The organism is Streptomyces sp. NPDC002306 (genome assembly GCF_053593435.1).
Window position 1 is genome coordinate 463,747 of sequence record NZ_JBSFCK010000001.1, and the last position, 19,529, is coordinate 483,275.

Annotated in this window: 17 protein-coding genes; 11 read left to right on the forward strand and 6 right to left on the reverse strand. The window is 71.7% G+C overall.

Translation table 11 applies throughout. The features are described from left to right. Positions 1 to 415 precede the first annotated feature (415 nt). Complete coding sequence (locus ACWCQK_RS02025) at positions 416 to 1,819, forward strand: glycoside hydrolase family 16 protein (RefSeq protein WP_451150828.1); 1,404 nt, start codon at positions 416 to 418, stop codon at positions 1,817 to 1,819. Between the two features lie 265 nt (positions 1,820 to 2,084). Here the strand turns inward: ACWCQK_RS02025 and ACWCQK_RS02030 are convergent, their stop codons facing one another. Continuing rightward, the gene (locus ACWCQK_RS02030) at positions 2,085 to 3,026 is read right to left on the reverse strand and encodes a helix-turn-helix domain-containing protein (RefSeq protein ID WP_451150830.1); all 942 of its coding nucleotides are present in this window, start codon (positions 3,024 to 3,026) and stop codon (positions 2,085 to 2,087) included. A 146-nt stretch (positions 3,027 to 3,172) separates the two neighbouring features. On the opposite strand from ACWCQK_RS02030, the gene tkt reads away from it, so the two are divergent. The 8 genes from tkt to ACWCQK_RS02070 all read left to right on the forward strand — a co-directional run bounded on the left by tkt (position 3,173) and on the right by ACWCQK_RS02070 (position 12,905). After that, a complete protein-coding gene (gene tkt / locus ACWCQK_RS02035) occupies positions 3,173 to 5,248 on the forward strand; it encodes a transketolase (RefSeq protein ID WP_451150832.1) in 2,076 nt (691 codons plus the stop codon). A gap of 19 nt (positions 5,249 to 5,267) precedes the next feature. Then, on the forward strand, positions 5,268 to 6,410 hold the full coding sequence (gene tal, locus ACWCQK_RS02040) for a transaldolase (protein ID WP_451150834.1): 1,143 nt from the start codon (positions 5,268 to 5,270) through the stop codon (positions 6,408 to 6,410). Continuing rightward, positions 6,410 to 7,996, forward strand: coding sequence for a glucose-6-phosphate dehydrogenase (gene zwf, locus ACWCQK_RS02045; protein ID WP_451150836.1), 1,587 nt, complete (start codon positions 6,410 to 6,412; stop codon positions 7,994 to 7,996). Before tal ends, zwf begins: the two co-directional genes overlap by 1 nt. Beyond that, positions 7,993 to 8,928 (forward strand): glucose-6-phosphate dehydrogenase assembly protein OpcA, encoded by a 936-nt coding sequence (opcA, locus tag ACWCQK_RS02050; RefSeq protein ID WP_451150838.1) that lies wholly within the window; start codon positions 7,993 to 7,995, stop codon positions 8,926 to 8,928. Before zwf ends, opcA begins: the two co-directional genes overlap by 4 nt. Continuing rightward, positions 8,921 to 10,567 carry a glucose-6-phosphate isomerase gene (gene pgi, locus ACWCQK_RS02055; protein WP_451150840.1) on the forward strand — a complete coding sequence of 549 codons (1,647 nt, stop codon included), beginning with the start codon at positions 8,921 to 8,923 and terminating at the stop codon, positions 10,565 to 10,567. Before opcA ends, pgi begins: the two co-directional genes overlap by 8 nt. 6 nt (positions 10,568 to 10,573) lie before the next feature. Further along, positions 10,574 to 11,452, forward strand: coding sequence for a phosphogluconate dehydrogenase (NAD(+)-dependent, decarboxylating) (gnd, locus tag ACWCQK_RS02060; RefSeq protein ID WP_451150842.1), 879 nt, complete (start codon positions 10,574 to 10,576; stop codon positions 11,450 to 11,452). 8 nt (positions 11,453 to 11,460) lie between these two features. Further along, complete coding sequence (locus tag ACWCQK_RS02065) at positions 11,461 to 12,048, forward strand: histidine phosphatase family protein (RefSeq protein ID WP_451150844.1); 588 nt, start codon at positions 11,461 to 11,463, stop codon at positions 12,046 to 12,048. Positions 12,049 to 12,206: 158 nt separating this feature from the next. After that, positions 12,207 to 12,905, forward strand: coding sequence for a TetR/AcrR family transcriptional regulator (locus ACWCQK_RS02070; protein ID WP_451150846.1), 699 nt, complete (start codon positions 12,207 to 12,209; stop codon positions 12,903 to 12,905). Positions 12,906 to 12,951: 46 nt separating this feature from the next. Here ACWCQK_RS02070 and ACWCQK_RS02075 read toward each other — a convergent pair whose 3' ends face one another. Together ACWCQK_RS02075 and ACWCQK_RS02080 are read right to left on the reverse strand one after the other, a co-directional pair. Then, the gene (locus ACWCQK_RS02075; RefSeq protein WP_451150848.1) at positions 12,952 to 13,362 is read right to left on the reverse strand and encodes a VOC family protein; all 411 of its coding nucleotides are present in this window, start codon (positions 13,360 to 13,362) and stop codon (positions 12,952 to 12,954) included. A 135-nt stretch (positions 13,363 to 13,497) separates the two neighbouring features. Next, positions 13,498 to 13,935, reverse strand: a complete 438-nt coding sequence (locus tag ACWCQK_RS02080; protein WP_451150850.1) for a PPOX class F420-dependent oxidoreductase — start codon at positions 13,933 to 13,935, stop codon at positions 13,498 to 13,500. Positions 13,936 to 14,045: 110 nt separating this feature from the next. On the opposite strand from ACWCQK_RS02080, the gene ACWCQK_RS02085 reads away from it, so the two are divergent. Then, positions 14,046 to 14,636 carry a TetR/AcrR family transcriptional regulator gene (locus tag ACWCQK_RS02085; protein WP_451150852.1) on the forward strand — a complete coding sequence of 197 codons (591 nt, stop codon included), beginning with the start codon at positions 14,046 to 14,048 and terminating at the stop codon, positions 14,634 to 14,636. A 159-nt stretch (positions 14,637 to 14,795) separates the two neighbouring features. Further along, entirely contained in the window at positions 14,796 to 16,025 is a 1,230-nt protein-coding gene (locus ACWCQK_RS02090; RefSeq protein ID WP_451150854.1) for a serine hydrolase domain-containing protein, read from the forward strand. A 19-nt stretch (positions 16,026 to 16,044) separates the two neighbouring features. On the opposite strand, the gene ACWCQK_RS02095 is transcribed toward ACWCQK_RS02090, so the two are convergent. Genes ACWCQK_RS02095 through ACWCQK_RS02105 form a run of 3 tightly spaced genes read right to left on the reverse strand, consistent with a single transcriptional unit; the run spans position 16,045 to position 19,467 of the window. Beyond that, a complete protein-coding gene (locus tag ACWCQK_RS02095) occupies positions 16,045 to 17,196 on the reverse strand; it encodes a saccharopine dehydrogenase family protein (protein ID WP_451150856.1) in 1,152 nt (383 codons plus the stop codon). Next, positions 17,189 to 18,325: a saccharopine dehydrogenase gene (locus ACWCQK_RS02100; protein ID WP_451150858.1), complete on the reverse strand. Its 1,137-nt coding sequence runs from the start codon at positions 18,323 to 18,325 to the stop codon at positions 17,189 to 17,191. Before ACWCQK_RS02100 ends, ACWCQK_RS02095 begins: the two co-directional genes overlap by 8 nt. Continuing rightward, positions 18,322 to 19,467 carry an NAD(P)/FAD-dependent oxidoreductase gene (locus ACWCQK_RS02105; protein WP_451150860.1) on the reverse strand — a complete coding sequence of 382 codons (1,146 nt, stop codon included), beginning with the start codon at positions 19,465 to 19,467 and terminating at the stop codon, positions 18,322 to 18,324. Before ACWCQK_RS02105 ends, ACWCQK_RS02100 begins: the two co-directional genes overlap by 4 nt. Between the last annotated feature and the right edge of the window lie 62 nt (positions 19,468 to 19,529).

The following is a 19,529-nucleotide window of genomic DNA, read 5'->3' on the forward strand; positions in this document are numbered from 1 at the left end:
TCGTGGTCCGGTCGTGACCACGACAGGTTAGCGAGTGCACATCCGCCCGGAGATTCCAGGTGGCGCCGGCGGCCTCGGCGGCCGGAACCACCCGCACGGACCGGGAGGCCGACGGCACGCTCCCGCACATTCACGCATTCATGGGGTGAACTCACCCGCGGCATAAGGAATTTCTCGGTTTCACCTCTTGACGACCGCAGTGCCGGGGAGCACATTGGCCGCACTTTGAGAGCGCTCTCAAGACACCGCTCCGAGTGCTTCCAGTGCTCCGAATGCTCCAGCCACTCCCCCGCACACGCACCACCGCACGCCCGCTCCCCCCGCACCGCCGCGTGACCGTACAGCCGTGCTCCCGCACCACCCCGCGTCCACGCACGCACCCGCGCACTTCACTCCGTACCCGAGAGGCACCCCCATGAGCGAAACCTCCGGCACATCCGGAAGACGGCGCCCCCTCCGGCGCGCCCTCGTCGCCGTGCTCGGCACCCTGGGCCTGGCGGCCGCCGTCGCCACGGCCGCCACCCTGCCCGCCAACGCCTCCGCGCCCACGCCGCCCTCGGGCTGGACGCAGGTCTTCCTCGACGACTTCAACGGCGCCGCGGGCTCCGGCGTCAACACCTCCAACTGGCAGTACGACACCGGCACTTCGTATCCCGGCGGTCCCGCGAACTGGGGTACCGGCGAGGTCGAGACGATGACGACGAGCACCGGCAACGTCTCGCTCGACGGCAGCGGCAACCTGCGCATCACCCCGTTGCGCAGTTCTTCGGGCGCCTGGACCTCGGGCCGTATCGAGACCACCCGGACCGACTTCCAGCCCCCGGCCGGCGGCAAGCTGCGCGTCGAGGCCCGCATCCAGATGCCCAACGTCACCGGTACCGCCGCCGAGGGCTACTGGCCCGCGTTCTGGGCGCTGGGCGCGCCCTACCGCGGCAACTACCAGAACTGGCCGGGCGTCGGCGAGCTGGACATCATGGAGAACGTCCAGGGCCTGAACAGGGTCTGGGCCACCCTGCACTGCGGCACCAACCCGGGCGGCCCCTGCAACGAGACCACCGGCATCGGCAACTCCGTCGCGTGTCCCGGCTCCACCTGCCAGTCCGGCTTCCACACCTATTCCATGGAGTGGGACCGCTCGGCGAGTCCCGAGGCGATCCGCTTCTTCGTCGACGGCGTCAACTACCACACCGTCACGGCGAACCAGGTCGACGCGACGACCTGGACCAACGCCACCAACCACGGCTACTTCCTCATCCTGAACGTGGCGATGGGCGGCGGCTTCCCGGACGCGTTCGGCGGCGGCCTGGACGGCGACACCCAGCCCGGTCACCCGATGGTCGTCGACTACGTGCAGGTGCTCCGGTCGACGGGCGGTGGAGGCGGTACCACGCCGCCCCCGACCGGCAACCGCGACGCCTACAGCGCCGTCCAGGCCGAGTCCTTCGACAGCCAGTCCGGCACCCTCACCGAGACCACGACCGACACCGGCGGCGGCCAGAACATCGGCGCGCTCGCCAACGGCGACTGGGCGCTGTACAAGGGCGTCAACTTCGGCTCCACGGCGGCCACCCAGTTCCGCGCCCGGGTGGCGAGCGGTGCCGCGGGGGGCGTCAGCGGTCTCGTCGAGGTGCGCCTGGACAGCCGTACCGCCACCCCCGTCGGCAGCTTCGCGCTGGCCAACACCGGGGGCTGGCAGTCGTGGCGGACGGTCCCGGCGAACATCGCCGCCGTGACCGGCACCCACGACGTGTATCTGACCTTCACCAGCGGCCAGCCCGCGGACTTCGTGAACGTCAACTGGTTCGACTTCGGCCACTGACCGGGACGCGGAGGCCGGCCACCGATCCGATCCGGATGCGGTGACCGGCCTCCGACCCGGGTGAGGCCGCTCACCGCCGGCGCCGGCGGCCGGACGCCCCCTCGGACGTCGGCCCCCGGCGCTTCGGCGTGCCGCGTGCCACCTGCCGCGTGCCCCCTGCCCCCAGCCGCCAGCCGCCAGCCGCCAGCCGCCAGCGACAGAAGCCCGGCGCCCGCGCCGCGCGCCGCTCCCCCACGCGCGCACGGCCCACCGGCACGCGGTACGGCTAGCGCAGCTCCGCCCGGAACGACGCCGGCGTCAGGTCCGTGTGCTGGTGGAAGAACTTGGAGAAGTTCGCCGCGTCCGGGAACCCCACCGCCGCCCCGACCCGGCCGATCGGCAGTTCGGTGTGGGCCAGCAGACGCTTGGCCTCCAGGACGACCCGTTTGTCGATGAACCCCTTGGGCGTCGCGCCGGTGGCGGCGCGGACCGCGCGGACCAGGGTGCGGCGCGAGTAGCCGAGCGCGTCGGCGTAGGCGCTGACGCTGTGGTTGGTGGCGAAGTCCCGTTCGACCGCGTCCCGGAACAGGGTGAAGGTGGTGTCGGTGCGGCCCCGCTCGGCCTCGGCGGAGCTCGCCGCGAGATGGGCCAGCCGCAGCAGGAACGCGGTCAGGGAGTGCCGCAGCACCGCCGTGTGCAGGCTCAGCGGCAGGGTCGTGCTGTCCTCGTACTCGCGCTCCAGGTGGGCCATGGCCGCACGCAGGCCGGCGAGCTGCGCCGCGTCGGGACGGAGCAGGGGCGGCAGGTCGTACCGGTAGAGACCGGTGGCCTCGACGGTGGCGCGGGGCAGGAAACCCGGCTGCATGGTCAGGACGGTTCCGCGGTACCCGCAGGTCTTCGAGAAGCGGTGGACCTGGCCGGGACGGATCCAGAGCAGGTCGCCGGCCGCGACCTCGTACTCGGCGAAGTCGATCATGTGGCCCACGGGGCCCTCGTCGAAGAGCATCACGACGTGGAAGTCGATGCGGTGGACGCGTTCGAGGGGGGCGTCGAGGTGCCAGGTGCGCTCGTCGCTCATCCGGACGGCCCGCATGCCGACACCGCCGACGCTCAGATCGACCGGGAAGGGGAAGGTCCTGATCGCATCGTCGCCGCCGCTGCCCCTGCCGTCGGCCGCGCCCCTGACCTGGGGCTGCGCGCTCGCACCTTGGGTGGTTGTGTCCGTCATGTCCTTCTCGTACCGCTCTGGTCGCGCTGTCGGTGTCCCACTTTCACCACAGGCTGGCACACCTCCACCTTCCTTCGTAAAAGTCAGACTTTTAATTTTGAACACGTCAGACGATAGTTCCCGCTCCCATCGAGGATTTCTTGAAGATGAGCACGCACCCGACGAACAGCTTCGAGTGGACCGCACTCGACCGGCGTGCCGTCGACACCGCCCGTCTGCTCGCGGCGGACGCCGTGCAGCGGGTCGGCAACGGCCACCCGGGCACCGCCATGAGCCTGGCTCCGGCGGCGTACACGATCTTTCAGAAGGTGATGCGTCACGACCCGGCGGACCCCGAGTGGGCCGGCCGTGACCGCTTCGTCCTGTCCCCCGGCCACACCTCGCTCACCCTGTACACCCAGCTCTTCCTCGCCGGGTACGAGCTGGAGCTGGACGACCTGAAGGCGTTCCGCACGCACGGTTCGAAGACCCCGGGACACCCGGAGTACGGCCACACGGCCGGCGTCGAGACCACCACCGGCCCGCTGGGCCAGGGCGTCGCCAACGCGGTGGGCATGGCGATGGCCGCCCGCTACGAGCGCGGTCTGTTCGACCCGGACGCCCCCGAGGGCGAGTCCCCGTTCGACCACACCATCTGGGCGATCGTCTCCGACGGCGACCTCCAGGAGGGCGTCTCCGCGGAGGCCTCCTCCCTCGCCGGCCACCAGCGGCTCGGCAACCTGGTCTTCGTCTACGACGACAACCACATCTCCATCGAGGGCGACACCGCCACGGCGTTCTCCGAGGACGTGCTGAAGCGGTACGAGGCCTACGGCTGGCATGTGCAGCGGATCGAGCCCACCGCGGACGGCGACATCGACGTGCACGCCCTGCACGCGGCCCTGACGGCGGCGCGGGCCGAGACCGGGCGCCCCTCGATCGTCGCGATGCGCACGATCATCGCGTGGCCGGCCCCTAACGCGCGGAACACCGAGGCCAGCCATGGCTCGGCGCTCGGTGACGACGAGGTCGCGGCCACCAAGCGCCTCCTCGGCTTCGACCCCGAGCGGTCCTTCCAGGTCGACCCCGACGTGCTCGCCCACACCCGTACGGCCCTGGACCGGGGCGCCGAGGCGCACGCCGCCTGGGGCAAGCGGATCCAGGAGTGGCGTGGCGCGGAGCCCGAGCGCGCCCGCCTGTTCGACCGGGTCGTGGCAGGCCTGCTGCCCGAGGGCTGGGAGGACGCCCTGCCCGCCTTCGAGGAGGGCAAGGCCGTCGCCACCCGCGCGGCCTCCGGCAAGGTCCTCCAGTCGCTCGGCGCGGTCCTGCCCGAGCTGTGGGGCGGCTCCGCCGACCTGGCCGGCTCGAACAACACCACCATCGACGGGACGTCGTCCTTCCTCCCCGCGGGCAACCCGCTGCCGGAGGCGGACCCGTACGGCCGCACGGTCCACTTCGGCATCCGCGAGTTCTCGATGGCCGCGGAGATGAACGGCATCGCGCTGCACGGCAACACCCGGATCTACGGCGGCACGTTCCTGGTCTTCTCCGACTACATGCGCAACGCCGTACGCATGTCCGCGCTGATGCAGCTGCCGGTGACGTACGTGTGGACGCACGATTCCGTCGGTCTCGGCGAGGACGGCCCCACCCATCAGCCTGTCGAACACCTGTCCGCTCTGCGGGCGATCCCCGGCCTGAACGTGGTGCGTCCGGCCGACGCCAACGAGACGGTCGTCGCCTGGGCCGAGATCCTGCGCCGGCACAGCTCCGCGCCGGCCCCGCACGGTCTCGCCCTCACCCGTCAGGGCGTACCGACCTACGCGCGGAACCCGGACGCCGCCAAGGGCGGCTACGTCCTGCGGGACGCGTCGACGCCGGCCCCCGACGTCGTACTGATCGCCACCGGTTCCGAGGTCCAGCTGGCCGTCGCCGCACGCGAGTTGCTGGAGGCCGAGGGCATCGGCACCCGCGTCGTGTCGATGCCGTCCGTGGAGTGGTTCGAGGAGCAGCCGCGTGAATACCGCGAGCGGGTCCTGCCGCCGTCCGTGCGGGCGCGCGTCGCAATCGAGGCGGGCATCGGTCTGACGTGGTACCGGTTCACAGGTGACGCAGGACGCATCGTCTCCCTCGAACACTTCGGCGCCTCCGCGGACGCCAAGACCCTTTTCGCCGCGTACGGCTTCACCCCCGAGAACGTCGCCGTGGCCGCCCGGGAATCCCTGGCCGCCGCGCGCGGTTGATCCGACCGCAAGAAAGAAGATGATCACAGTGACCGAAGCAACCGCGACCGCGGGAGCCCTCAAGAGCCTCAGCGACGAAGGCGTCTCGATCTGGTTGGACGACCTCTCGCGCGGGCGGATCACCTCCGGCAACCTCGCCGCACTCGTCGAGAACCGGCACGTGGTGGGTGTCACCACCAACCCGTCGATCTTCCAGGCCGCCATCGGCTCCGGCGCGGGCTACGAGGAGCAGCTCGCCGAGCTGGCGGTGCGGGGCGTCACGGTGGACGAGGCCGTACGGATGATGACGACCGCGGACGTGCGCGCGGCCGCCGATGTCCTGCGTCCCGTCCACGACGCGACCGCCGGCCGTGACGGCCGGGTGTCCATCGAGGTCGACCCCCGTCTGGCCCACGACACCCGGGCCACCGTCGCCGAGGCCAAGCAGCTGTTCTGGCTGGTCGACCGCCCCAACGTCATGATCAAGATCCCGGCCACCGAAGCGGGTCTGCCGGCCATCACCGAGGTCATCGGCCTCGGCATCAGCGTCAACGTCACGCTGATCTTCTCGCTGGAGCGCTACCGCGCGGTCATGGACGCCTACCTCGCCGGGCTGGAGAAGGCCAAGGAGCGCGGCCTGGACCTGTCGCGGATCCACTCCGTGGCCAGCTTCTTCGTCTCCCGCGTCGACAGCGAGATCGACAAGCGCCTGACGGCCATCGGCACGGACCAGGCGCTGGCGCTCAAGGGCAGGGCCGCGCTGGCCAACGCACGGCTCGCCTACGAGGCGTACGAGGACGTCTTCGGCGGCGCCCGCTGGACGGCGCTCGGGGGCTCCGGGGCGAACAGGCAGCGCCCGCTGTGGGCCTCCACCGGCGTGAAGGACCCGGCGTACAAGGACACGCTGTACGTCGACGAACTGGTCGCACCCGGCACCGTCAACACCATGCCGGAGGCCACCCTCGACGCCACCGCCGACCATGGGGACATCCACGGCGACGCGGTGACCGGCGGCTACGCCCAGGCCCGCGCCGACCTCGCCGCCGTGGAGCGGCTCGGCATCTCCTACGACGAGGTCGTCGGGCGGCTCGAGGACGAGGGTGTCGCCAAGTTCCAGGTGTCCTGGCAGGAGCTGCTGGACGCCGTGACGAAGTCCCTGGACAGCAAGGGAGTTGACGCGTGATGGCCGGCACGTCCGACCAGGGGACGGCACCGGAGCCGGTGCGGGTCCCGATCGTCCCGGCGGCGGAGTGGGACAACCCGCTGCGCGACGCGCGGGACCGCCGGCTGCCGCGGATCGCGGGCCCGTCCGGGCTCGTCATCTTCGGCGTCACCGGTGACCTCTCCCGCAAGAAGCTGATGCCGGCCGTCTACGACCTGGCCAACCGCGGACTGCTGCCGCCGGGCTTCTCGCTCGTCGGCTTCGCCCGCCGCGACTGGGAGGACCAGGACTTCGCGCAGGTCGTGCACGACGCGGTCCGCGAGCACTCCCGGACGGAGTTCCGCGAGGAGGTCTGGCAGCAGCTGGCCGAGGGCATGCGGTTCATCCCCGGCGACTTCGACGACGACACCGCGTTCAAGCAGCTGCGGGAGGCCGTCGAGGAGCTCGACGCCTCCCGGGGCACCGGCGGCAACTTCGCCTTCTACCTCTCGGTCCCGCCGAAGTTCTTCCCGAAGGTCGTCCGGCAGCTGAAGAAGCACGGCCTGGCCGACGCCCCGGAGGGCTCCTGGCGGCGCGGGGTCATCGAGAAGCCGTTCGGCCACGACCTGACCAGCGCCCGGGAACTCAACCGCGTGGTGCACGACGTGTTCGAGCCGGACCAGGTGTTCCGCATCGACCACTACCTGGGCAAGGAGACCGTCCAGAACATCCTGGCGCTGCGCTTCGCCAACCAGATGTACGAGCCGATCTGGAACCGCTCCTATGTCGACCACGTGCAGATCACCATGGCCGAGGACATCGGCATCGGCGGCCGGGCCGGCTACTACGACGGCATCGGCTCGGCCCGTGACGTCATCCAGAACCACCTGCTCCAGCTGATGGCGCTCACCGCCATGGAGGAGCCCATCGCCTTCGACGCCGAGTCGCTGCTCACCGAGAAGCTGAAGGTGCTGAAGTCGGTGCGGCTGCCCGGGGAACTGGGCGACCACACCGTCCGGGGGCAGTACGCGCAGGGCTGGCAGGGCGGCGAGAAGGTCGTCGGCTACCTCCAGGAGGACGGCATCGACCCCAAGTCGAAGACCGACACCTACGCCGCCGTCAAACTGGAGATCGACAACCGCCGCTGGGCGGGCGTCCCGTTCTACCTGCGCACCGGCAAGCGGCTGGGCCGCCGGGTCACCGAGATCGCGGTCGTCTTCCAGCGCGCGCCGCACTCCCCCTTCGACTCCACCGCCACCGAGGAGCTCGGCCAGAACGCGATCGTCATCCGCGTCCAGCCCGACGAGGGCATGACGGTCCGGTTCGGTTCGAAGGTGCCGGGTACGTCGATGGAGATCCGGGACGTGACGATGGACTTCGCGTACGGCGAGTCGTTCACCGAGTCCAGCCCGGAGGCGTACGAGCGGCTCATCCTGGATGTACTGCTCGGCGACGCCAACCTGTTCCCCCGTCACCAGGAAGTGGAAGAGTCCTGGAAGATCCTCGACCCCATCGAGGAGTACTGGACGGAGCACGGCGCGCCGGCCCAGTACGCCTCGGGCAGCTGGGGACCCGAGGAAGCCGACGAGATGCTCGCACGAGACGGACGGAGCTGGCGCAGGCCATGAAGATCGACCTGACCGACACCACGGCAAGCAAGATCAACAAGGCGCTCGTGCAGGGTCGCCGGGACATCGGCACCCCCGCCGTGGGCATGGTCCTGACGATGGTCATCGTCACGGACGAGGAGAACGCCTACGACTCGATCAAGGCGGCCGAGGAGGCCTCGCACGAGCACCCCTCGCGCACCCTGGTCGTCATCAAGCGGCACGCCCGCACCCCGCGCGACCGCACCAACTCCCGCCTCGACGCCGAGGTGCGGGTGGGCGCCGACGCGGGCACCGGCGAGACCGTCGTGCTGCGCACCTACGGCGAGGTGTCCGACCACGCCGACTCGGTGGTGCTGCCGCTGCTGCTGCCGGACGCGCCCGTCGTCGTCTGGTGGCCGGTGGACGCGCCCGACGTGCCCGCCAAGGACCCGCTGGGCGCGCTCGCCCAGCGCCGGATCACCGACATGTACGCCGTCGAGACGCCCCTCAAGGCGCTGGAGGCGCGGGGGAAGTCCTACGCCCCCGGCGACACCGACCTCGCCTGGACCCGGCTGACCCCGTGGCGCTCGATGCTCGCCGCGGCCCTGGACCAGGCCCGCGCGAAGATCACCTCGGCGGCCGTGGAGAGCGAGGCCGACAATCCCAGCGCCGAGCTGCTCGCCCGGTGGCTGGAGGCCCGGCTGAAGGTCAAGGTCGACCGCGTGGTCACCGCCGGGCCGGTCGTCACGGCCGTACGGCTGGGCACCGCGAGCGGCGAGATCGTCATCGACCGGCCCGAGGGCCCGCTCGCCACGCTGACCCTGCCGGGCCAGCCGTCGCGCACCCTCGCGCTGAAGGTCCGCACCACCTCCGAACTCATCGCCGAGGAGCTCCGCCGCCTCGACGCCGACGAGATGTACGCCATCGCCCTGCGGGGCGACGGCACCAAGGAGACCCCCTCCCATGCCTGACTCCCCCCTGCCCACCCGGCGCCCGGAGTGGACGGCGCTCGCCGACCACCGCGCCGCGTGGCAGTCCGGCACCCGGCTGCGTGAGCTGTTCGCGGCCGACCCCGCTCGCGCGGAGCGCTACGTGGTGCGCGTGGGCGATCTGCGGATCGACTACTCCAAGCACCTCGTCACCGACGAGACCCTCGCCCTGCTGCGTGAGCTGGCCGCCGCCACCGACGTGTCCGGACTGCGGGACGCCATGTTCCGCGGCGAGAAGATCAACACGACCGAGGACCGGGCGGTGCTGCACACCGCGCTTCGCGCCCCGCGCGGCGCGGTGGTCGAGGTCGACGGCGAGAACGTGGTGCCCGCCGTGCACGCGGTCCTCGACAAGATGGCCGCCTTCGCGGACCGGGTCCGCTCGGGCGAGTGGACCGGTCACACCGGCAAGCGCATCAGGAACGTCGTCAACATCGGCATCGGCGGCTCCGACCTCGGCCCGGCGATGGCGTACGAGGCGCTGCGCGCCTACACGGCACGGGATCTGACGTTCCGGTTCGTGTCCAACGTGGACGGCGCCGACCTGCACGAGGCCACCCGTGACCTCGACCCGGCGGAGACGCTGTTCGTGGTGGCGTCGAAGACGTTCACCACCATCGAGACCATCACCAACGCCACCTCGGCCCGGTCCTGGCTGCTGGCGGGGCTCGGCGGCGAGGACAAGGCGGTCGCGAAGCACTTCGTGGCGCTGTCGACGAACTCCGGGAAGGTCACCGAGTTCGGCATCGACCCGGACAACATGTTCGAGTTCTGGGACTGGGTCGGCGGCCGTTACTCCTTCGACTCGGCGATCGGCCTGTCGTTGATGATCGCCGTCGGCCCGGACCGGTTCCGCGAGCTGCTCGACGGCTTCCACCTCGTCGACGAGCACTTCCGCACCGCGCCCGCCGAGGCCAACGCGCCACTGCTGCTCGGCCTGCTGGGCATCTGGTACGGGAACTTCCACGACGCCCAGTCGCACGCGGTGCTCCCGTACTCGCACTACCTCTCCAAGTTCACCGCCTACCTGCAGCAGCTGGACATGGAGTCCAACGGCAAGTCGGTGGACCGCGACGGCAACCCGGTCGAGTGGCAGACCGGCCCGGTGGTGTGGGGCACGCCCGGCACCAACGGGCAGCACGCCTACTACCAGTTGATCCACCAGGGCACGAAGCTCATCCCGGCGGACTTCATCGGCTTCGCCCGGCCCGTGCCCGAGCTGAGCGGCGAACTCGCCGCCCAGCACGACCTGTTGATGGCCAACTTCTTCGCGCAGACCCAGGCGCTCGCCTTCGGCAAGACCGCCGAGGAGGTCCGCGCGGAGGGCGTGGCCGAGGAGCAGGTGGCGCACCGCACGTTCCGGGGGAACCACCCCACCACGACCATCCTGGCGCCCGAGCTGACCCCGTCGGTCCTCGGCCAGCTGATCGCGCTCTACGAGCACAAGGTGTTCGTCCAGGGCGCGGTGTGGAACATCGACTCCTTCGACCAGTGGGGCGTGGAGCTGGGCAAGGTCCTGGCCAAGCGGGTCGAACCGGCCCTGACCGAGGGCGCGGACGTGCCCGGTCTGGACCCCTCCACCACTGCCCTCGTCGCCGCTTACCGCACGCTTAGGAAGTGAACTGACATGCAGATCGGACTCATCGGTCTCGGCAAGATGGGCGGCAACATGCGCGAGCGGATCCGCCGCGCCGGCCACACCGTCATCGGCTACGACCGCAACCCCGAGGTCTCCGACGTGAGCAGCCTGGCCGAGCTGGTCGACGGCCTCCAGGCGCCGCGCACCGTCTGGGTGATGGTCCCGGCGGGCGCCGCCACCCAGTCGGTCGTCGACGAGCTCGGCGGTCTGCTGGAGGCCGGCGACGTCCTCGTCGACGGTGGCAACTCCCGCTGGACGGACGACGAGAAGCACGCCGAGGAGCTCGGCACCCGGGGCATCGGCTTCGTCGACGCGGGTGTCTCCGGCGGCGTCTGGGGCCTGGAGAACGGCTACGCCCTGATGGTCGGCGGCGACAAGGAGCACGTCGAACGCCTCCAGCCGATCTTCGAGGCGCTCAAGCCGGAGGGCCCGTACGGCTACGTCCACGCGGGCAAGGTCGGCGCCGGCCACTTCTCCAAGATGGTCCACAACGGCATCGAGTACGCCATGATGCAGGCCTACGCCGAGGGCTGGGAGCTGCTGGAGAAGGTCGACTCCGTCACGGACGTGCGCGAGGTCTTCCGGTCCTGGCAGGACGGCACGGTCATCCGCTCCTGGCTGCTGGACCTGGCCGTCAACGCCCTCGACGAGGACGAGCACCTGCACAAACTGAAGGGCTACGCCCAGGACTCCGGCGAGGGCCGGTGGACCGTCGAGGCGGCCATCGACAACTCGGTGCCGCTCCCGGCCATCACCGCCTCCCTCTTCGCCCGGTTCGCGTCCCGCCAGGACGACTCGCCGCAGATGAAGATGATCGCGGCCCTGCGCAACCAGTTCGGCGGTCACGCCGTCGAGTCGGCGAAGTAGACCCGGCCGTGGGTGATCTCCTGCTGGTCCGACACGGCGAGACCGAGTGGAGCGCGTCGGGCCGGCACACCAGTTACACGGACCTGCCCCTGACGGGGCACGGCGAGGAGGAGGCCAAGTCCCTGGCTCCGCTCCTGTCCGCCCGGACCTACGCGCTGGCGCTGACCAGCCCGCTGCACCGGGCGGTGCGCACCGCCGAACTCGCCGGCGTGACGGGGACCGTGACCGATCCCGACCTGCACGAGTGGGACTACGGCGGCTACGAGGGCGTCACCACCGTGGAGATACACCGCACCCGGCCCGACTGGTACCTGTGGGACGACGGCGTCCCGCCGGGCCCGCAGGACCACCCGGGCGAGTCGCCCGCGGAGGTGGGCCTGCGCGCCGACCGGGTGCTGTCCCGGGTCGACGAGGCACTCGCGGACGGTGACGTGCTGCTCGTCGCCCACGCCCACTTCCTGCGGGTGCTGACGGCCCGCCGGCTGGGGCTGTCACCGGCGGAGGGCCGGCTGTTCCAGCTGGCGACGGCCACGGTCAGCCGGTTGTCGACGGAACACGACCGACCGGTGATCGCGGAGTGGAACATGCGGCCGTAGCGCCGCGCACATGGGCCCGGTCCGTTCGGCGAACGGACCGGGCCCATCGCCGCGGCCGGTCGGCGGACGTGACCCGGGCATCCCGGGCCGACCCCGACAGCGCCGACCGGCCCGGCTTCTACAATCACCGGCACTGGCCCTACGCCCGAAGGAACCCGATGCCCAGCGTCGACGAACCGGCACGACCCGACGAGCGGATCCGCGACGCCGCCCGGACCCGGGCCGAGATCCTCGACGTCGCCACACAGGAGTTCGCCCGGGCCGGCTACGACGGGGCGCGGGTGGACGAGATAGCCGCCCGCACCCGCACCACGAAGCGGATGATCTACTACTACTTCGGCGGCAAGGACCAGTTGTTCACGGCCGTCCTGGAGCGGGCGTACGCGGTGATCCGCAGGGCCGAACAGGAGCTGGACGTCGAGCGGCTGGACCCGGTGGCGGCCATGCGGCGGCTGGCCGAGGTCACCTTCGACCACCATGAGCGGCACCCGGACTTCATCCGCCTGGTGAGCATCGAGAACATCCACGGGGCCGTGCACATCGCGGCCTCCGCGAAGCTCGGGCGGATCGGCTCGCCCGCGCTGGACGTGATCCGCCGCATCCTGGTCTCCGGCCAGGAGTCGGGGCTGTTCACGGCCGACGTCGACGCCGTCGACCTGCACGCGATGATCAGCTCCTTCTGCTTCTTCCGGGTCTCCAACCGGCACACCTTCGGCGCCCTGTTCGGCCGCGACCTGGTCGACCCCGCCCGGCGCGAGCGCCACCGCGCCATGCTCGGCGACATGGTGATCGCCTATCTGACGGCGGAGCGCGCGGCGGACCGAGCGCGGGAGAACGCTTCGGGCGCGACCCCGTGACGCCGCGCGCCGCCGCCCCGCCCGTCGGGCCGCCTGTCGGGCCGCGTCAGACGTTGGACCAGCCTCGCCGGCACAGGACCAGCCGGTACCCGTCCGGGTCCTGGACGGTCACGCCCCACTCGTTCCAGTAGGGGTTGGGCGACGGCACCCGCCTGCCGCCGTGTGCTTCGAGCCGGGTGACCAGTTCCTCCGGCACCGGGCCGTCGACGTAGACGACGAGCAGGTCCTCCTCCGTGGGGCGGGGCTCGACGGGAAGGCCGGGCTCGTGCACGAGTTCCAGGTGCCAGTGGGCGTCCGGCCAGCCGAGCATGAGCAGGTCGTGCTCGCCGGGCTCCGTGCCGCCCTCGGCGCGCCAGACGACGCTCAGCCCGAGCCCCGCAGCCCAGAAGCGCTCGGCCACGGCCAGATCGCGGGACGGGCGGGCGATACGGATGTGACTGCGGCCGTCGACGGGCATCAGGACGTCTCCTCACAGGCGGTGATCTGCGAGCAGCCTAGGAAATCCGTGCCCGCCGGACCATCGGCCGTCCGGCCCGGGCCCCGAGTCCTAGGTCTGTCGCCCCGCACGGCCCGATACCGCTGTGTGGCGGGACTAGCGCCGCGGCAGCCCGTACGCGCGTTCGACGCGCAGCCGCAGTACGAGCCGGCCGTCGCGGACCATGGCCGCCCGGTAGTCGTCCCAGTCGGGGTGCTCGCCCTGGATGTCACGGTAGAGGCGGACGAGTTCCTCGACCGTGTCGTCGTGCGGGTCCTTCGCGACCGGAGTCAGGTCCGCCGTGCCCTCGGCGACCGTGTAGGCCCACCGGTCGGCGCTGGTCACGTGGTAGGAGGCGCGCGGGTCCCGGCGCAGGTTGCGGGTCTTGGCCCGGTCGTCGGTGAGCGAGACCCGGATGACCCCCTCGTCGGGGTAGTAGGCGTGGCTGACGTTCGACAGCTGGGGGCGGCCGTCGCGCTTGAGGGTGACCAGCACCCCGCCGCCGCTCTCGGAGAGCAGCTCCAGCAGTGCGTCCTGCGTCGCGTCCTGAGTCATACCCCCGTCAACCGGTCTCCCCGAGCCGCGTATTCCCGTCCGGGCCGGAGTGCGAACGACACGGCGCGTCGACGTAGACAGTGTCTACAACTTGCTGGTAGACAGGGTTCATGTCCACGACAGAGCCCGGGACCGGGCTGCGCGAACGGCTGGTCGACGTCGGCGTCGGCCTGGTCGCCGACGAGGGCGCGGCGGCGCTGACCCTGCGGGAGATCGCCCGCAGGGCCGGTGTCTCGCACGGGGCGCCGCGCCGCCATTTCCCCACCCATCTGGAGCTGCTCTCCGCCATCGCGCGCCGCGGCTTCGCCGACCTGGCCGCCCGGGTGACGGTGGTGATCGACGAGGACCCGGACGCCGGTCCCCGGACGCGGCTGACCCGACTGGGCCGGGCGTACCTGGAGTTCGCCCTGGGCAACCGCGGGATGTATGAACTGATGTTCCGTCATGATCTGCTGGAGAGCGGGCATCTCGGGCTACGGGACGCCAGTCTGCCGCTCTTCGGCGCCCTGGCGGACCTCGTGGGACGGATCCGGCCCGACGCGGACGCCAGGGCCGTCGCGGGCGCGCTGTGGGCGAACCTGCACGGCATCGCCCAGCTGTGGAGCTGGGGCAGCCTCCAACTCGCCACCGGGTCGCGGGACGTGGAACCCCTGCTGCGGTCGACGCTCGACGCGCACCTCGGACCGGAGACAGCCGGATGACCCCGGCGAAACGGCGGCTGCCCGTGCAATACGTCACGGCGGCACTCGAACACACGTCAGAAGGGGCCGGTTCAGGTAATCCTGCGCGACCATGAGGAGTGAGGTGATCGAGGCCGGGTATTCCCGACGGCACCTCGTACGCACGACCGGAGGAGAACGATGGCACAGCTGCGACAAGAGATCGACCCGGGTGAGGCCGGACTGGATCCGAAGGTGCTGAACCGGCTCGACCGGCACTTCGCCCATCAGGTCGACGCGGGGCGGCTGCCCGGCTATCTCGTGGCGATCTCCCGTGGCGGCCGCGTCGCCCACGTGACGACGCACGGCCACCGCGACATCGCCGCCGGTCTGCCCGTCGAGTCCGACACCCTGTACCGGATCTACTCGATGACCAAGCCCGTGACCACGGTCGCCGCGCTGCTGCTGGTGGAGGAGGGCCGACTGTCGCTCGACGACTCGGTCGGCCGCCACCTGCCGGCCTTCGCCCACCCGCGGGTGTACGTCGACGGCTCGGGCGACGGGATCACCACCCGGCCGGCCGACGGGCCGATCCTGATCCGGCACCTGCTCACCCACACCGCGGGCCTGACCTTCGCCTTCTACCACTCGCACCCGGTCGACGCGCTGTACCGCGCGGCCGGACTGGAGTCGTCGGTGCCGCCGGGCGCGAACCTGGCGGAGACGATCGACGTGTACGCGAGCCTGCCGCTGCAGTTCGAGCCGGGCACGCAGTGGAACTACTCGGTCGCCACCAACGTCCTCGGCCGGGTGATCGAGGTGGTGTCCGGGCAGCCGCTCGACGTGTTCCTCGCCGAGCGGATCTTCGGACCGCTGGGCATGACGGACGCCGGCTTCTGCGTCACCGACGAACAGGACCGCAGGCTCTCCGAGTTGTACGGGGAGACCGGCGACGGCGGGATCGAGCCGATCCCGGGACTGCCGCTGCACGGCCGGCCCCGGTTCCTGTCCGGCAGCGGTGGCATGGTGGCGAGCGCGCACGACGTCCACCGCTTCACCGAGCTGCTGCGCCGGCGCGGCGAGCTCGACGGCACCCGGCTGCTCACCGCCGACAGCGTGGACCTCATGACCAGCAACCACCTGCCCGGCGGTGTCGACATGCGCACCTTCGGCAGCCGTCCCGCCCACGACGAGCCCGGCAACGAGGGCGTCGGCTTCGGTCTGGGGGTCTCGGTGGTCATCGACCCGGCCCGTACCAAGGCCGCGACCGGCCTCGGCATGTACGGCTGGAGCGGGGTGGCGACGACGACGTTCTGGGTCGACCCGAGCCGGGACCTGACCGTACAGTTCCTCACCCAGGTACGGCCGCGGACCTCGCACACCCTCTTCCAGGACCTGAAGCGGCTGGTGCACGAGGCCGTCGCGGACTGACGCCGGCCGGCACAGCCCCTCAGTCGCTGGTGCGCAGGGTGAACTCGACTCCGTCCCGGGCGAGTTCGTCCAGCCACCGCTCAGAGCGCGCGGGCGTCCCGGCGGCCCGGTTCAGACCCGCGGGCAGGGAGCCGTCCAGGATGTGGCGGACCCCGAGGGCGAGCGGACGCGAGACACAGCGGGCCATCGCGCTCTCCCCCGCGTCCCCGGCCAGGTCGAGGAGGTAGCCACCGGACCAGGTCCGCCCGCCGCCGCTCACGTCGAGCGACACCGCGAGCACCACCCGGTCCCGGTCGGCGTCCGTGGTGGGGTACGTCCGCGCCAACTCCCGCGCCAGGGCGGTGATGCGCGAGTCGTCGCCGCCCTTCAGCTCCTCGAACACCGCGTCCCAGGCGTGCAGCCAGCCGTCCAGCCGGAGGGTGCCGCGCACGAAGGTCCGCGGCCGCCAGGCGGCGGGCAGACCGTACTGCTCGACGAAGGGCACGCTGTCGCGGTTGGGGTAGACCTCGAAGGTCTCGCCGTCGACGCTGTGCCGCCGGGTGACCTCCCAGGGGCGCGCGGCGGTGGTCTCGACCCCGTCCTCGATGTAACGGGCCGGTGAGCGCAGGGCGTTGAGGACCCCGGCGGGCGCCCAGCTGAAGCGGTACCGGAAGTCGTTCGGGACCGCCGGGACACCTCCGCAGTACGAGGTGAGGGTGTACGAGGCGGCCGTGCCGTCGCCGATCGCCGTCCGGGCCCGGCCCACCAGGCTGTGCGCGAAGAGATGGTCGATGCCCGGGTCCAGCCCGGTCTCGGTGAGCACCACGACGCCCGCCTTGCCGGCCGCCGGGACCTGCTCCAACACCGCGTCCGACACATAGCTGGAGCAGGCGAAGTGGGCCCGTTCGGCCACGCACTCCGCCAGCAGCACCGCGTGCTCGGACGCGGGCAGCATCGACACGACGACGTCACCGGGGGCCAGTTCCGCGGACAGCGCCGGGAGCGTGCAGGCGCGGGGCTCGGCCCGGCCGGTGAGACCCAGCCGGGCGAGGACGTCGGCGGCGCGGTCCTCGGTGCGGTGCCACAGCAGCACCCGGTCGGCCGCCTCGCACAGGGCGGCCAGTCCGCTGCCCGTGGACAGTCCGGCGCCGACCCAGTGGACGGTACCGCTCGCGGGCACCCGCTCAGACATGACAGAAGTCCCCTTCCGTGACGCCGAGTTCACGGCAGGCCCGACGGAACCGGTCGAGACACCGCGCCCATGGGCCCCCGGCCGGGAACTCCAGCAGCTGGGGCAGCAGGGCCGCCGAGAAGTCGGTGCTGGACTCGCGCGGCAGCAGGGACGGCAGGTTGTCGATGGCGATCAGGTCGAACGGGGGGTCCTCGCGCAGTCGGCGCACCGGCTCCGTCCAGTCGGTGGCGCGGTCGTACACGGGCAGGACGTTCAGCGGGGAGCCCGCGTCGCAGGTGACGTCGCAGACCGTGCGCAGCCGTCGGGAGGTGCCGTCCAGGTCCTCGGCGCGCAGGAAGGGCGGGACGGGAGCGGTGGCGAGGACCGCGTTGACCATCAGGTCGTGGTCCAGCAGGGCGCGGCGGTCCAGGTCGCGGGTCTCGGCGAGATCCCAGTTCGTGGGCTCGACGCCGGCCGTGCGCAGGGCCGCACGGGCGCCCCGGCCGCTGCGGCCCAGCGCGCCGACCACCAGGGCAGTGAACTCCGCGTCCCCGGCGGCCGGTCGCAGCGTCTCGTCCAGTTCGTCCTTCTCCGTGGGCCGCAGCGGCGCGGTCAGTCGCCCGCGCCGGTGCAGCACCGCCAGGGCCGCGCCCAGGTAGCCGGCCCAGAAGCCGAAGGCGGCGAGCCGGCGCCCGTCGGCGTCGACCAGGTATTCGAGGTCGAGCAGCGCCCCGCCCCCGGCGGCGAACCGCCGCAGCAGTTCGGCGGCCGCGGGCTGCCCCTTGTAGGCGTGCCCGAAGAAGACATGGCGATGACTCAACTCGGCCGGCACGTCCGGTAGTTCCTTCAGGCCGACGACCACGGCCGAGCGTGGCGCACCGGTGGCCCAGGAGCCCGCGGGGGCGACCGCGCAGCCGGCCGCCTCGTACTCCTCGATCGGGAAGATCCGTTGCGGGGACTCCTCGACGGTCAGGGTCACCCCGCGTTCCACCAGCCGGCGGGCGTCCGACGGCACGAGGGGCGTCCGCCGTTCGGTGACGCGGACCTCGTGGCGCAGCCACAGATGAAGTCGCGGAGGTTCGAGGACTTCCGGGGGTGCCTGGGCTTCCTGGGCTTCGCGGGATTCCTGGGGTTCCTGGCGTTTCGTCATACGCGGTTGACCTCCGGGCGCGGGGCGTCGGCCGCGAACCGGCCGGCGCTCAGGGGACCGACGTCCACGAAGGGTACGCGGCCCAGGTACAGGTCGCGCACGACCTCGCCGACGGCGGGTCCCTGGAGGAAACCGTGCCCGGAGAACCCGGTGGCGTACAGGAAGCGGGAGGGTCCTGGCGCCTCACCGATCAGCGCGTTGTGGTCGGGGGTGACCTCGTACAGGCCCGCCCAGCCGCCGGTGCGGCGCAGCCCGGTCAGGGCCGGGGCACGCCGTTGCATCGCCGCGTACAGCCGGGGGATCCAGCGGTCGTGGGGGTCGGTGGCGAAGCCGGGCCGCTCGTCGGGGTCGGACATGCCGACGAGGAGGCCGGGACCCTCGGCGTGGAAGTAGAGGCTGCTGGCGAAGTCGATCGTCATGGGCAGGTCCGGCGGCAGTCCGGGCACGGGTTCGGTGACCGCGATCTGCCGGCGCAGCGGCTGGACCGGCAGGTCGACGCCGACCATCGCGCCGACCGCCCGTGACCAGGCGCCGGCCGCGCAGATCACGGTGTCGGTGCTGATCCGGCCCAGCGTGGTCGTCACGGCGGTGATGGTGTCGCCGCGCAGTTCGATACCGGTCGCCTCGGTGTGGCGCAGGACGCGCGCGCCGTGGCCGCGGGCGGCGGCCGCGTAGCCGTGGACGACGGCTTCGGGCGTGCAGTGGCCGTCGTCGGGTGAGAAGGCCGCGGCCAGCAGGCCTTCCGTCTCGATCAGCGGGGAGAGCCGCGCGGCCTCCGGCGGGTCGATGATGCGGCTGGGCACTCCGAGGGAGTTCTGCAGGCGCACGCCCGCCTCGAACGCGTCGACCTCCTCGGGCGTGGACAGCAGGAAGAGATAGCCGACGCGGCGCAGCCCGATGTCGGGGCCGATCTCCTCGCCGAACCGGCCGAACGCCTCCAGGCTGCGTGCCCCGAGCCGCACGTTGAGCTCGTCGGAGAACTGCGCCCGTACGCCGCCCGCGGCCCTGGACGTCGAGCCGGAGCCGAGGTCGTCCCGTTCGAGGAGAACGACGTCGCGGACGCCGGCGGCGGCCAGATGGTAGGCGATGCTCGTGCCCATCACTCCGCCGCCGATCACGACGACCGAGGCGTGCGTGTTCAAGGCTGCGGCTCCTCTCGACGGGCGGCCCCGGCGCGGGATCCGGGGCCGTGGCCGACACTGCC